The following is a 14,156-nucleotide window of genomic DNA, read 5'->3' on the forward strand; positions in this document are numbered from 1 at the left end:
TGCGGGCAGGCCCCTCCGAGGGGTGAGGCCGACCCGTCGGACGGGGTCAGGGCCCTCACCTGCGGGTTACCGTCGGCGCTCCGACTGGGGACACACCGGACGGGCGTCGGCCGGCCTTCCGGCCGTCGACGCCCGCTGCAGGTGCGCGGGCAGGGAGTTGACGGCATGGAACTGAGGGACTACCTCGCCGCACTGCGACGGCACTGGGCCATCTGGGTGGGCGCGACGCTGGTCGGCGCGCTGGCCGGGTTGCTGGTCTTCGCGGTGACCCCGAAGACCTACGAGGCGAGCTCCACCGTCTTCGTGTCGGTGTCCCCGTCGATCCCCAACAGCGCCTCGTTCGTGCAGCAGCGCGTGAAGAGCTACCCGGAGATCGTGACGAGCGAGGCCGTGCTGGCCCCGGTCATGGACGAGCTCGACCTCGACGTGTCGCTGGCCGAGCTCCGCACCCGCGTGAGCGCGACCAACCCGGCGGACACCACGCAGCTGCACGTCACCGTCAGCGGAACCGACCCGGTCGAGGCGGCCGCGATCGCCAACGCCGTCTCCGACCACTTCGCCGACGTCGTCGAGACCCTGGAGACGCCGTCCTCCGGTGACGAGCCGGTGCACCTCACGGTCGCCGACCCCGCCGTGGCTCCCACGTCGCCGTCGTCGCCCGTCCTGCTCTACGTGCTTGCGCTCGGCGTCATCGCCGGGCTGTTCCTCGGCCTGGCCGGCGCGGTGGTGCGCAGCCGGATGGACACCACGCTGCACACCGGGGACGACGTCCGCCGCGCCTGGGGCGAGGAGCCCGGCGACACCGAGTTCCTCGTACAGCCCTCCGGCCGCGCGCGGCGCAGTGCCCTGACCGGCCAGGCGGCCAGCACGCTGGCCCGGCGGCTCGAGCTCCGCGCCGAGGAGCGGCCGGTGCGCGTCGTCGTCCTCTCGCCCTCCCCGTCGGAGGAGCGCGCCACGCGCGCCTTCGCCGAGCAGGTCACCGCCGTGCTCCACAGCCGCGGCGTGGACGCGACCGTCGCCGGGCCCGAGGCGCGTCCCGGCACAGCCGGGGACGACGGCGCTCGGGTCCGCCTGGACGTCGTCGACCCGCTGTCACCGCTGCGCGTGTGGAAGGACGTGGCCGAGCGCTACGACGGCGTCGTGCTGGTCGTGGCCAACGGCCGGGTCGACGAGCAGGAACTCAGCGAGATGCGCACCGTCCTCGCGTCGGCCGGCGTCACCCCGCTCGCCGTCGCCCTCGTCCCGCGCGGGCGGGACCGCCAGCGCGGTACGGACGACGCGCCCCGAGGCTCGCAGCCTCCCGCCCCTCCCGCGCGGCGGACGCCGGGGCCGGCCGCGGCGGCCGGCAAGCGGCCCGTCCTGAACGGAGCCGACCGCGGCTGATCCACAGAACGACGACGGCAACGGGCCGGTCGGGACACACGTCCCGGCTGGCCCGTCGTCGTTCCGCGTGTTGATCGAGCCGTTCCGCGGCTCGGGGAGTTAGACGACTCCCTCCGGGTTGGCCCGGCGATCACCGTGGGCTGGATCGAGAGAGCGAGGCGCGCCACGGTCCGCCGGCGCCTCTGTCGGGACCCCGTCGGTGGGTCGCCTGGGGAGGGCGGATCTCTCCACGGGAAGCAGCACCCGCGTCGGCATCGCGCTCCGCACGCGCCGGGGCAGTCCTATCGCATGCGCCCAGCTGTCCCTAAGGGCGGCCTATGGGACACCCCACCGGGCCCGGCGAGGGTAGCCGCGACAGCGCGGGGCTCGGAGGCTTCGACCAGCATGGAACATGAGGGCCTGGGCGGTCATTCCGAGGCGGGAGTTTCCGGTGGTTAGACGGCGAAGTGAGACGGCAATCCCGTCGGACCCTGTTGTCGCAATTGAAAAGTTGTTTGGAGACCTCACCCCGGATCAGCGCGTCTGGTTCGGCCAGGGACTTCTGGGATTGGTTCTGCTCGCAGGGTCGTCTCCCGTAGAGCTCGCCGTGCCGCTGGTCCGATTCGTGGGTGGACGGCGGGGAATCCAAACAGGGGCGGCCCTGGGGAGTCTGCTCTGGTTCCTGGCGGGCCGCGCCTACTCGGGGGCCATGCTGCGCCAGCTCATCGCGGAAGGCACGACCAGTGCGGACCCCGATCACGAGAGCTGGTACGAGCGTTACGACCGCTTGATCACCCGGCTTCTCTTCTCCGGCGCAGTCTGGCTGCCCTCCGCAGGTGCAGTTCTGCCCACGGTTGTGTTGCGTAAGCGGTCCCCACTGTGGGGCCTCGCGCTATGGCTTGTGGTACGGCTCTGCGCCGTGACCGTCCTGGCGGTCGATGCTTCTCGCTTGAAGAAGCGTCAGGAAGCGCAAGCTGCGGTCACTAGCGAGTGACCCCAAGTGGGCCGCTCAGAGCGCGCGGACGGCTTGATGACGCAGGTCCCCTCTGTACTGCAAAGCTCGCCACATGCTGGTTCGTGAGCTGATGGCCATCCTCGCCGAGGAGCATCCCGACTCCCCAATATCGGTAGAGGGGTCTGTCCTCATGGCGACTACCTCGTCCAGTACGACCTTGAGGTCACTCACGACGAGGGGCCGGCGCCTGACATTGAGGAGGTCGTCATCGCGTGGACCGCGACGTCTGAGGCTCAGCGTTTGGCCCGAGAGCGACAAGATCGCGGGCGCTCGGTGGATCAACCGGGGACCACGCAGCGGAGGCTGCCCTGAGAGGTTCGCCGGTGTCCCTAAGTGGGCCGCTCAGGGCTACGTGCCGTCGACGCCCGGAAGGCGACCTGAGGGACTTTCCAAATCGGCCGTTCGACGCGCCCAACTGAGAAGCCGAAAGGGCGAAGTCCAATCGGGTCGTTGGAGATAGATGGCTGCGTCGTCAAGTTCGGTGTAGTCCGGGGGTGCGTCCGGAAGGCCGTCGACGTGGACCTGATAACACGCGAACTCGGAAGCCGTAACGATCAGATCGCTGCCCCGCTCGACGCGCAGTCCCCAACGTAGAAGCCCGTCGGGTGTCGTCGACAATGCCGAGATTCCCACTTCACGAGCGAACCGATCTCCGAGCCTGGGAAGGTCATGCGTGCCCAGCTCCCAGCTCACCGCCCGTACACGGCGCGCGACGACCACACGAAGGTCCGGACCATCGATGATCATGGCACCGACGGTGGAGCGACCAGGGTCGAGTCGAACATCGAGAAGCTCGTGCCCCTCGAGAAACTCGCCTCCGAGCTCATTCCAGGGGCGAGGGGCCACGTCGGCAACGACCTCGTACGTCGGCCACAACAGGTCCGTCAGGGTCGCCAAGCTGCACCTCCCGAGCACGCGGATTGCCGAGCCTACGTTCGACGTGCCAGTCGTCTGGGGCGGTTACTGGTCGAAGTCGCCCTAAGTGGGCCGCTCAGGGCGCCGGAGGCTCGATCGCTATTCTCAACCCCAAGCGCTCCGTTTGGAGTGACATGGCCGCCCGCTGTCAGGCGCGGCGCCGCGGGGTCGGGCCGGATGTGAGCCGGCCGAGCCCCCTGCATCGAGAGATGCATCGCGATGTCGGGTTGCGTCAAGAAGTGCTATCCGTCCCGAGCTGCTGCCGTGCGGGCACTCGAGGCGATACAGGAGCGTTGTAGGGAACGGGATCGGAAGGCGCCGAGAGGCGCCTACCTCTGCCCCTCGTGCCGAGGGCAGTGGCACTTGACTTCCAAGTCGGCGACGCAGACCCCGCCATGGCAAAGAAGGCGCCAGCCGACCGTTCCTTAGTGGGCCGCTCTGGGACACCTGCCGGCGCACCGTGAGGGCGGCCTGAGGGCGACTCAGCGCTGAGGGATTCGAACCGGCGTCCCTGCGTCACACAGCCGAGATGTCGCTACCTCGCATGCTCGACGGCATGCTGAACCGCGTCGACGAGCCGGCCCCAAGCCATGTTGCACCCGTTTCCGGATGGATGTAGTGACCGTCGCGCCTCAGCCGGCGACTGAGGACGACGGCGCGAGGACACGCGGCCGCTCCGGAGCTCCGCCGGAAACGTCGTCGTCCGACAGTTCGTCCGTGAGACGGCGACGGGAGCCGCCCTCGACCAGCAGCGAGACGGCCAGGAACGCGAGGAACTCCGGCGTCGCGTCGAACAGCCCGCTCTCCAGCACGCTGCGCCCGAGGACGAACACCAGCAGCCCGAGGAACAGGGCCCGGTGGGCGCGCGGCGCCTGGAAGGCCCCGCGGAGAGCCCACAGCGCCCACAGCCCGGCCACGAGGCAGCCGACGAGGCCGATCTGGACGAGGACGGAGACCCAGCTGCTGTCCAGCGGCTGCTCGGTCCAGTACTGCCCCTTGACCGGGATGATCTTGACCGACAGGCCCCCGCCGAAGGCGAGCTGCCACCGGTCGTCGGCCCACGTGGTCGCGGCGTCCCAGGCGATGAAGCGGGACTGCACCGTGCTCGTGCCCTCGCCGTCGCGCTCGAGGAAGCTCCCGAGCGCGTCGGTGCCGAAGACGGCGACGGTCGCGGCGGCCCCGGTCAGGAGCGCGCCGACCACCAGCCCGACCCGGGCGCGGCGCATGTGCAGCGCCATGATCAGCAGCGCGGGGACCAGCATGAGCAGCGCGGTGCGAGAGCCGGTGAACCAGACGACGCCGAGGGCCACCACGATGACCGCGGCGGCGCCGGCGCCCGCCGTCCCCATCGTGATCCGCCACCCGGCGTACAGCACGACCAGGCAGGAGAGCAGAGCGAGCGTGTTCGGGTCGACCTCCGGGAAACCGCCGGCGAGCCGGCCGCTGGACAGCGTCGACAGGCCGGTGACCGCCGCCACACCGCCGATCACGGCACAGGCCCGCGCCAGCGCGGCGAAGAACTCCAGCGCGGTGTAGCAGCGCAGCAGCAGGACGACCGTGAGAGCCAGGATCGTCACGCGGACGGCGACGACCCCGCCCGCGACCAGTCGCCCGTCGGTCAGGGCGCCGAGCACCGACGCGGTGAGCAGCGCGCCCAGCACCCACAACGTCCCGGTGCCCACCCGCAGGTCCCGACGGCGGGTGCCCGCGTACGCCACCACCAGGGCGACCAGGCTCAGCGCGCCCTTCGCCGCGACGACCGGGTCCAGGGAACCCTCGAAGTAGGTGCCGCGCCGCCAGCCCACCGTGGTGAGCACGAGCAGGAGCATGCACACGAGGAGCCGGACCGGGATCCGCTCCGAGCGGCGGGCGGCGCTCACGCCGGCACCGCCTGCCGGATCGGCTCGCGCAGGGCCGGATCGGTCAGGCGCAGGACGACGGACTGGCGGACGGCGACGGCGGCGAGCACCGGACCGAGGGCGAGCGCCACCGGCGACCACTCCGCCTGGCCGGGCGCGAGGAGCACCAGCGCGGCCACGGCGGCCAGCGAGCCGGCCTCGAGCAGCCGCAACGCCAGGACGCGGCGCTGCCGGCCGTGGACGGAGGCCAGCGAGGCGTAGGGCAGGAGCGTCGCGCCGGCGACGGCGTAGAGCGTCCAGCCGACCACGCCCACGACCGGCACGTCGTAGTCGCCACCGGTGAGCGCCGGACCGAGCACCGGCAGCAGGACCAGGCCTCCGGCGCCGATCGTCGCGATGCCGCCGACCAGCCCGAGCGCGGCGCGGTCGGCGACCCGCAGGCTGTCGGCGACCGGCCGGGCGCGCAGCGTGACGAAGTGCGGCAGCAGGAAGGACCCGATGCCGGCGACCAGGGTCAGCATGGGAGCGGTGTAGACGCGGGCGGCCTCGACCGGGCCGTAGGCGGCCGCGCCGACCGCCGCGACGACGAGCAGCCGCAGCAGGGTCAGCGATCCGGGCCGGATGGTCTGCGCGGCGGCGCGCCACACACCGAAGTCGGCGACGGCGCGCAGGGCGGGCCGGCGCCAGGGGCCGGACGGGCGCTCGCCGGCGGGCAGCAGCGCCCACGCGACGACCGCGGCGGCCACCTGCCCGGCCAGCAGCGCGACGACGAAGGAGCCGAGGGTGACCGGACCGGCCAGGGCGCACAGCGCGAGCGCCGCCAGCGCGCCGATGAGGCTGGTGGCGTCCACGGCCGGGAGGGCTGCGTACCGGCCGGTGGCCATGAGCAGCCGGCGCAGGGTGTCCTCGACGACGAAGGCGGCACAGGCCGGGGCCAGCAGCAGCCCCGCCCAGACGGGAACGACGTCGGTGACCAGCGCGGCGAGGGCCCCGGCCAGGCCCGCGGCCGCGGAGACCAGCGCCGTCCAGACGTGCAGGCCGGCGCGGACCCCGCGGTCGTGGCGGTCCAGGACGGTGAGCGAGTCGCCGACCATCCCGCTGCACACGGCGGTGACCAGCACGAGCGCGCCGTAGACGAGCGAGAAGACGGCCAGCCCGCCCGCACCGAGCAGCCGCGCGGCGGCGACCTGCAGCACCAGCCCGGCCAGCGCCATCGTGGCCTGGCCGAGCACGGCTGCGGTGGCGCGCCTGCGGAGCAGGGCGGAGAGGGTCGCGAGCACCGTCAGGCCGCCCCGGCGGGGGCGGTCGCCGGCAGCGGACGGCGGACGCGCAGGGCGTGCCGGGCCAGCCGGGCGAGGAGGACGGCGCGCCCGTCCCGCGGGCTGATGTAGCAGCGCGGCAGGGTGAACCGGTCCCCCGGCTCGTAGTCGCCGGTCACGCAGGCGTTGTCGTAGCCGGCGGCGCGGACGGCCTCGGCGGCCGCGGCGTCGTAGGCGCCGTAGGGGTAGCAGAAGCCCGGGACCTCGGCCTGCAGCACGTCCTCGAGCACGCGACGGCTGTCGGTCACCTCGGCGGCCACGGTGGCCGGATCGGCGCCGGCGAGGCGGGCGTGGCTGGTCGTGTGGCTGCCCACCTCGTGGCCCGCGGCCGCCGCGGCGCGCACCTGGTCGGCGGTCATGATCGGGAACTGCGGGCCGGTGTCCCAGGAGTTGGTGGCCCCCATGTGCCCGGCCACGACGTACACCGTGGCGGTCATGCCGTGCCGCGCCAGCACGGGGACGGCGGTGCTCAGGAAGTCGGCGTAGCCGTCGTCGAAGGTGAGGCCGACCAGACCCGCGGACTCCCCACGGTCGACGGCCCGCAGCAGCTCGGTCTGCGAGACGCCGCGCAGGCCGAACCGGCGGAGCAGCCGCAGGTGCCGGTCCAGCCGGTCGGGGTGCACCCGGATGCGGTGCGGATCGGGCTCGGTCGAGGCGCTGATCGAGTGGTACATCAGCACGGCGGGAGCGGACAGCCGGTCCGCGCCGGCGGTCACGCCGCGGCTCCGGAGCCGGCGACGGGCGCCGGCGACGACTCCGCGACGACGGGCAGCCCGCGCGGCACCGGGACCACGGCGGGCGGGGTGCCGAGGACGGCGGCGACGAGTTCGGCGGCGTACCGCTCGGGCGACGAGCGGCGGCGCGCGACGGCGGCGTCGGCGAGGGCGGCGGTGCAGGTGCGGGGCCAGTCGGTGACCATCCGCGCCACGGCGTCGGCCACGGCGACGGGGTCGCCCGCGGGGACGGCGGAGACGGCGGAGTACCCGGCCGCGGCCTCGCGCAGGCCGCTGTGGTCGCTCACCACCAGCGGGCGGGCGGCGAGGACGGCCTCGACGGCGGTGTTGCCGAACGACTCGTCGCCGATCGCGGGGACCAGGACGACGTCGGCGCCGGCCACGTGCGGCCAGACGTCGGCGGAGAAGCCGAGGAACTCCACGCGGTCGCCGAGGCCGGCGTCGGCCACGGCGGCCCGCAGCTCCTCGGCGAACCACTCGTAGCCGGTGAAGACGTCGCCGACCACGGTGAGCTGGGCGTCGACGCCGCGGTCGTGCAGCTCGCGCAGCGCGGCGACCGCGACCTGCGGGCCCTTGCGGGGGTTCAGCCGGCCGACGAACAGCAGGCGCACCGGGCCGTCCAGGCGGGGGCGGGCCGCGACGACCTCGGCCGGGCCGCGCACGGCGTTGTGCACCACGGTGGCGCGACGGCGCAGCCGCGGCGCCACGTCGGTGAGCACGTCGAGCGTGAACCGGCTGTTGGCCACGACCCGGCCGGACAGCGCGGGGCACAGCGCCATGCCGCGCCGGAGCAGGCGCGGCGCGGACTGCTCGGCCTCGTGCACGTGGCAGATCGACCGGCGGCGGGCCAGCCGGGCCAGCAGCGGCCACGACGGCAGGGTCAGCGTGCTGACGTAGACCCCTCCGGGGTGCCGGCGCAGCAGGCGCCAGGCGGGGACAAGGCCGCGGAGGCCGTCGGCGAGCAGCCGCAGGGCTCCGCGGGGGCGCAGCGCGGAGTTGCGCAGCACCGGCATCGGGCAGATCTCGACCGGGATGCCGCGCGCCTCGAGCTCGTCCACCAGCGGACCGGGGCCGGGCAGCGCGACGGTGACCGGGCAGCTCCCGGAGAGCGCGACGGCCGACTCCAGCAGCATCCGGTCGGCGCCGTAGAGCTCCGAACCGGGGTGCACGATCAGCAGCGGCGGGCGGCTCATCGGGGCAGCCGTCCCATCTCGCGGAACCACTTGCCCGCGGCGAGGAGCAGGAAGCCGGCGGCCGCGAGGAAGAGGACGGTGTAGACGGGGACGAAGACCGACGTCCAGCCGAACAGCACGAACGTGCAGGCCAGCAGGCCGTAGTCGGTCGGCAGCGTCATGATCGAGCGGCCGATGCCGGCCGGCTGCGAGGTGCGCGCGGCCCGGGTGGGCGCCCCGTGCTGGGCGCGCAGCGCCTCGTTGAGCATGGTCGCGAAGTAGGTGACGGCGTCGACGACGCAGTAGCCCAGCGGCACCAGCAGCCAGACGGCGTCGAGGTCGGTGAAGCGGTACAGGCCGATCAGGACGGCGAGGTGCAGGCTGGAGGCCTTGGCCGCGTCGACCATGTGGTCCAGCCACTCCCCCGCCGGCGAGCCGCCGCCGCGCAGCCGGGCCAGCTGCCCGTCCGCGGCGTCCAGGCCGTAGCCGAGCACCAGGCAGGCGGCCACGGCGAGGCCCATGGGCACCGACGGCGAGACCAGGGCCAGCAGCGCGACGCCGGTGGCGGTGGCCGTGGCGCTGAGCGCGGTCACGGCGTTGGGCGTGAGGCCGGCGGAGAAGGCGAGCGCGGCGAACAGCCGGCCCAGGGGCCGGTTGACGAAGCGTGAGTACAGCGGCGCCCCGGCCGCGCCCTTCTGCGCGGCGGACAGCCGCGAGAGCGTGTCGCGCAGTCCCTGTGGCGCGGGGGTGTCCGGACGGCGCTCGGCGACCGTGGTCACGACGCCTGCCCGACCTGTGCCGGTGCGTTCCGCGTGCCGTCCACTGGTGCCTCCCGTACTGCTGGCCGTCCGATCGGACGGGGCGGGACCCTGCGGATACGCAGGGGCCCGGCCGTCGCTCTGACCAGCATCGACACCCGCAGCGCGGCTGGGGAGGCCTTGCCGGATGCCCTCACCCGCACGGGTCACCCGGACGGGCGCCCCCTCATCCGGGAGGGGGGGACGCCACCTCCGCGGCTACCGAGCGTCACGCGACCGCGCTGGGTCCCGGCCCCGGACAGCACGGTGCCGGGGCGGCACGAGGCCGCCCCGGCACCGGGGGTACTGCAGCGGATCAGCGGGCGACGGTGGCCGTGACCGCGTCGAACCGGACGTCGACCGGAGCGGTCGCGCTGCCCGACAGGTAGGCCGCGATCCCGATCGTGCCGGGCGCCTGGAGCGTCGCGGAGCCGTCGGTCCGGGCCAGGGTCGGGGTGGCCGGCGCCGGAGCGCCCGCCTGCCAGACCGAGAGCTCCAGGCCGGTGGTCCCGCTGCCGGTCACCCGGAGCCGCACCTCGAGCTGCATGCCCGCGGTGTAGGTCAGGCCGGGCACCGTGACGTTCCCGAGCACCGTCTCGACCCCGCCGACCTCGCGGGTCAGCGCCACCCCGACCGCACCGGTCGGCAGCACCTGCAGCCGGCCGCGGTACTGGTCGGTGCCGACCCGGCGGCCGGTCACGTAGACCAGCGCCCCGGAGCCACCGGTCGGCGTCGCCGACAGCGACACCGTGGTGCGGACGTCGACGTCGGTGGCCGAGACACCGGCCAGGTAGGCACCGGTGTTGTTGCCCGCGCCCACCGTCAGGACGGCGGCGCCACCGGCGACCGACTGCCGGACGAGACCGGCCACCGAGGTCCAGGCGCCACCGAGGTCGGCGGTGCCCAGCCCACCGGTCACCGACCGGTCGAAGGTGTCGGTCGCGACCGGCGCGGCCGGCAGCTCCACCGGCGGGGCCGGCGGCGCGGTGACGGTGATCGACCGGGTCGTGGTCGCCGTGGCGCCCTCGTCGTCGGTGACCGTCAGGCGGACGGTGTAGCTGCCCGCCGCCGCGTAGTCGTGCGTCGCGGTGACGCCGGTGCCGGTGGTCCCGTCACCGAAGGCCCAGTCGGCCCGGGCGACCCGGCCGTCGGCGTCCGCCGAGCCGGAGGCGTCGACGGCGACCGTCAGCTGGCCGGCGTCCGCGGTGAACGCGGCGGTCGGCGCCAGGTTGGTGTGCGCACCGGCGCCCACCAGCCCGACCCGGAAGGAGCTGATCCGGACGGCCGTGGCCACGGTGTTGCTGCTGGGCCGGTAGGCGGCCAGACCGACCGAGCCGGCGACCTGGAGGGCCTCGGTGGTGTCGGTCCGCGACAGCTGCGCGGTGGTGGGCTCGGCCTGGCCGGCCACCCACACCGACGCGGTGATGGCGGTCGTCCCGGTGCCCGAGACCTGCACCCGGCTGGCGAGCGTGGTGCCCGGCGTCCAGGTCAGACCCGGCACGAGGACCTCGCCACCGGGGAAGGACTCGACGCCCGCGACGACCCGCGACAGGGCCAGGTACACCGCGCCGTCGGTGGCGACCCGCACCCGCACCCGGTACTCGTCACCGGTCACCGTGCGGCGGCCGGTCAGGTAGACCCAGGTGCCGCTGGTGCCGGTCGGCGCCGCGGTGAGGGTGAAGGAGCTGCGCAGGTCGGCACTGGTGGTGCTGACCGAGCCCAGGTAGGAGCCGGTGTTGTTGCCGGCGCCGGGCAGGGCGAGCTCGGCGACCCCGTCGGTGACCGACTGGCGGGCGGCGCCGACCGTGACGGTCCACGCCCCACCGACGTCGGCGGTGCCGAGGCCCCCGGTGACCGAGCGGCCGAAGGTGTCCTTCGCGATCGGCGCGGTCGGGATCGGCGCGGTCACGGTGACCTGCTGCGAGGTCGTGTGCGTGGCGCCGTCGTTGTCCGTGACGGTCAGCGCGACGGCGTAGGTGCCGGCCGCGGCGTAGGTGTGCGCCGCGGTCTTGCCGGTGCCGTTGGCCGACCCGTCGCCCCAGTTCCAGCTGTAGCCGGCGACGGTGCCGTCGGTGTCGTTGCTGGCGGTGCCGTCGACGGCGACGGCCAGGTCACGACCGGTGGCCGTGTAGGCCGCCACCGGCGCCTGGTTGACCCGCGCCGGGGCCACGGTGACCAGCGTCTTCGCGGTCGTGGTGGCGCCCTTGTCGTCGGTCACCGCGAGGGCGACGACGTAGGTGCCGGCGGTGGCGTAGGTGTGCGACGCCGTGGCGCCGGTGCCCCGCTGGCCGTCGCCGAAGTCCCAGGCGTAGGAGGCCACGGTGCCGTCGCTGTCGGCCGAGCCGCGGCCGTCGAGCGCCGCGGTCAGGCCGGTGGGCGTGGCGGTGAGGCGCGCGGTCGGCGACATGTTGGCCGCCGGGCCGGTGGAGACGTGCGCGGCGATCTGCTGCGCCGACAGGGCCGTCGGGTACAGCGCGACCTCGTCGATCGAGCCGGTGAAGGTGCTGGCACCGGAGATGGACTTGTCGGCGCCGACACGGAAGAAGCCGTTGTAGGACTGCCCGCTGGTGGCGGCGGTGTTCGTGCCGACCAGGACGCCGTCCACGTACAGCGAGATGCCCGCGGGGCTCATCGTCGCCGCGACGTGGTGCCACTTGCCGTCGTTCACCGCGGCGGTGCTGGTGACGGTGCGGGTCGTGGTGATGCCGAGGATGCCGGGCACCTTGACGCTGAAGTTGATCCGGCCGTTGGTGCCGAGGTAGACCTGCCGGTCGTAGGTGCCGCTGGTGCCGGTGGCCTTGTTGGCGAAGCCCATGATCCGGCCGCCCGCGGTGGACGTGGTCGAGAACCACGCCTCCTGGGTGAAGGTGTTCGGCGCCGCCGTGGCGGTGCCGGTCGCCAGCGCGGCGGTGGCGCTGCCGTTGAACGCGTAGGCGGTGTCGCCGGGAACGGCGCCGGCCTGCCCACGGGTGACCCCGGCGCCGACCGTCATCGGCCGGGTGCCGATGGCGTCGGCCGCGGTGCCGGAGGCCTCGCCGAGCCGCCAGTAGGACGACGCACCGTCGGCGCGCACGCTGTCGGCGTAGGACACGGTCTGGGTGGGAGCTGCGGCGACCTCGACGGCGACCCAGGGGGTCGCGACCGTGTTGCCGAACGGGTCGGTGGCGGTGACGCGGTAGCGCAGGCTGCCGCTGACCCCGGCGTCGCCGGCGGACATCGCCGGGCGGTTCCACCAGGTCGAGGCCTGCACGGTCTCGGCGACCGGGAGGGCCTGGCCCTCGCGCTGGACGCGGTAGACGAGGTTGGCGTTGTCCTGGTCGGACGTCGCCGTCCAGGAGACGGTGACCTTGCCGGGGGCCGGCGAGGTGGCGGTGGCGGTGAAGCCGTCGGCCGCGGGGCCGACCTTGTTCGGCGCGGTGCCCGGCAGCGCGTAGCGCACCAGGCCCTGCTGGCCGATGCCGTTCACGCGCGGGAACTCACCGCCGTAGACGATGTACTGGCCGTTGCCGGTGACCGACCAGCCGGCCTGGCCCTGGCCGGTGAAGGTGCCCGGCGTCATGGTCGGGAACCAGGGCAGCAGCGCGCCGGCCGGCTGACCGCGGAAGTTGGCGTTGGTGATGGTCGAGGAGCCGACCGTCCCCTGCGGCGCGAGCGTGTACGCGGTGCCGAACTTGTGCACCCGGACGGGCTGCTCGGGGAAGCCACCGATGTTCTTGCAGTCGTGGGTGTGGCTGGCGATGTAGACGACGCCGTCGCTCACGTAGTTGGAGTACGAGTCGCCGCGGCAGTCGTTGATCTCGACGATCGAGCCGCCGTCGGCCTTGACCACGAACGAGCCCTCGAGGTTGCCGGGGCCGTAGAAGTCGTAGGCGGTGCCGATGACCATGTCGCCGTAGGTGGTGAGGCTGTAGACGGCGGAGTTCACGCCCTGGTTGGTCAGCCGCTGGTTGATCGCGAACGGCTTGTTCTCGCCGGAGACCGGGTCGAGGGCCGCGACACCGGTGGCCTTGACGCCGTTCATGCTGTCGAAGCGCCCACCGGCGATGACCTGGCCGTTGGAGGCGACGGTCAGCGCGAGGACGGCGTCGCTGGTGCCCTTGGCACCGTTGCTGTTGCCGGCGGTGGACCCGACGCCGGGCACCGGGGCCCAGGGCAGCAGGCTGCCGTCGACGGCGCTGACCCCGGCGAGCCGGCTGCGGCTGACGCTGCCGACCGCGGTGATGCTGCCGCCCATGTAGACGGTGTCGTTCGTGACGGCGAGCGCGGCGACCTGGCTCTGCACGGCCGGGGCGAAGTTCGCGACCACGGCGCCGGTGGCGGTGTCGAAGGCGACGACGCGCTTGCGGGTCTGCCCGTCGACGGTGTTGAAGTCGCCGGCCGCGTAGAGGCGGGTGCCGTCGGGCGAGGCCGCGACGGCCAGGACCTGGCCGTTGAGCTCGTGGGCGAACGAGGTGATCAGCTCGCCGGTCCGGATGTCGTAGGCGAGGAGGTTCGCCCGCGGCGTCTCGTTGACACCGGCCGCCGCACCGGCGGGGCGCGCACTGGTGAACGAGCCACCGACGTACACGGTGTTGCCGACCACGACCTGCGACCACGCCACGCCGTTGATCTGCACGGTGGGCAGCGCATCGGCGGTGGCCGTGACCGGCGTGCTCGCCGACGGCGTCAGCGGCGCGGAGTCCGCCTGCGCGATGCCGGGGAGGAGCGCCAGGCTGCCGGCCGCGAGCAGGAGGCTCAGGCCTCCGGCGACCCCGCGGATGGGCGCCCGCCAGGGCGCGGTCGAAGACGTGGACATGCGGTTCCCCCGTGTGCCAGGACCCGAGGCCGGCGGCTTCCCCCTGGATGCCGTCGTCGAGTACCGACAGTGACGATGACACGGCGTGACGGTCCTGCCGATCGCCCATATGGGTGGCGACCTGCGGTTTCCTCCCTCGTCGTGATGAGGTCGCTCACACAGTGTGAGTGCGAACTCGCTCTCGGCTG

At 73.8% G+C, this 14,156-nt stretch carries 9 protein-coding genes; 2 read left to right on the plus strand and 7 right to left on the minus strand.

Translation table 11 applies throughout. From position 1 onward, the window contains the following. Positions 1 to 165: 165 nt before the first annotated feature. Entirely contained in the window at positions 166 to 1,383 is a 1,218-nt protein-coding gene (locus N555_RS26705; protein ID WP_051683828.1) for a YveK family protein, read from the plus strand. 688 nt (positions 1,384 to 2,071) lie between these two features. After that, positions 2,072 to 2,356, plus strand: coding sequence for a hypothetical protein (locus N555_RS27830; protein ID WP_156036238.1), 285 nt, complete (start codon positions 2,072 to 2,074; stop codon positions 2,354 to 2,356). A gap of 369 nt (positions 2,357 to 2,725) precedes the next feature. On the opposite strand, the gene N555_RS0107355 is transcribed toward N555_RS27830, so the two are convergent. The 7 genes from N555_RS0107355 to N555_RS0107385 all read right to left on the minus strand — a co-directional run bounded on the left by N555_RS0107355 (position 2,726) and on the right by N555_RS0107385 (position 13,968). Continuing rightward, on the minus strand, positions 2,726 to 3,274 hold the full coding sequence (locus N555_RS0107355; protein WP_156036240.1) for a hypothetical protein: 549 nt from the start codon (positions 3,272 to 3,274) through the stop codon (positions 2,726 to 2,728). 650 nt (positions 3,275 to 3,924) lie between these two features. Next, positions 3,925 to 5,172: an O-antigen ligase family protein gene (locus N555_RS0107360; protein ID WP_081866055.1), complete on the minus strand. Its 1,248-nt coding sequence runs from the start codon at positions 5,170 to 5,172 to the stop codon at positions 3,925 to 3,927. Next, on the minus strand, positions 5,169 to 6,431 hold the full coding sequence (locus N555_RS0107365) for a hypothetical protein (protein WP_029430851.1): 1,263 nt from the start codon (positions 6,429 to 6,431) through the stop codon (positions 5,169 to 5,171). Before N555_RS0107365 ends, N555_RS0107360 begins: the two co-directional genes overlap by 4 nt. A 2-nt stretch (positions 6,432 to 6,433) precedes the next feature. After that, the gene (locus N555_RS25720) at positions 6,434 to 7,186 is read right to left on the minus strand and encodes a polysaccharide deacetylase family protein (protein ID WP_197028928.1); all 753 of its coding nucleotides are present in this window, start codon (positions 7,184 to 7,186) and stop codon (positions 6,434 to 6,436) included. Next, entirely contained in the window at positions 7,183 to 8,397 is a 1,215-nt protein-coding gene (locus N555_RS0107375) for a glycosyltransferase family 4 protein (protein WP_029430853.1), read from the minus strand. The genes N555_RS25720 and N555_RS0107375 overlap by 4 nt, the downstream gene beginning before the upstream one ends. Further along, positions 8,394 to 9,155 (minus strand): CDP-alcohol phosphatidyltransferase family protein, encoded by a 762-nt coding sequence (locus N555_RS0107380; protein WP_029430854.1) that lies wholly within the window; start codon positions 9,153 to 9,155, stop codon positions 8,394 to 8,396. The genes N555_RS0107375 and N555_RS0107380 overlap by 4 nt, the downstream gene beginning before the upstream one ends. 334 nt (positions 9,156 to 9,489) lie before the next feature. Beyond that, positions 9,490 to 13,968 (minus strand): PKD domain-containing protein, encoded by a 4,479-nt coding sequence (locus N555_RS0107385; RefSeq protein WP_051683829.1) that lies wholly within the window; start codon positions 13,966 to 13,968, stop codon positions 9,490 to 9,492. Positions 13,969 to 14,156: the final 188 nt, after the last annotated feature.

The sequence above is a fragment of the Blastococcus sp. URHD0036 genome (assembly GCF_000701365.1).
Lineage (GTDB): Bacteria > Actinomycetota > Actinomycetes > Mycobacteriales > Geodermatophilaceae > Trujillonella.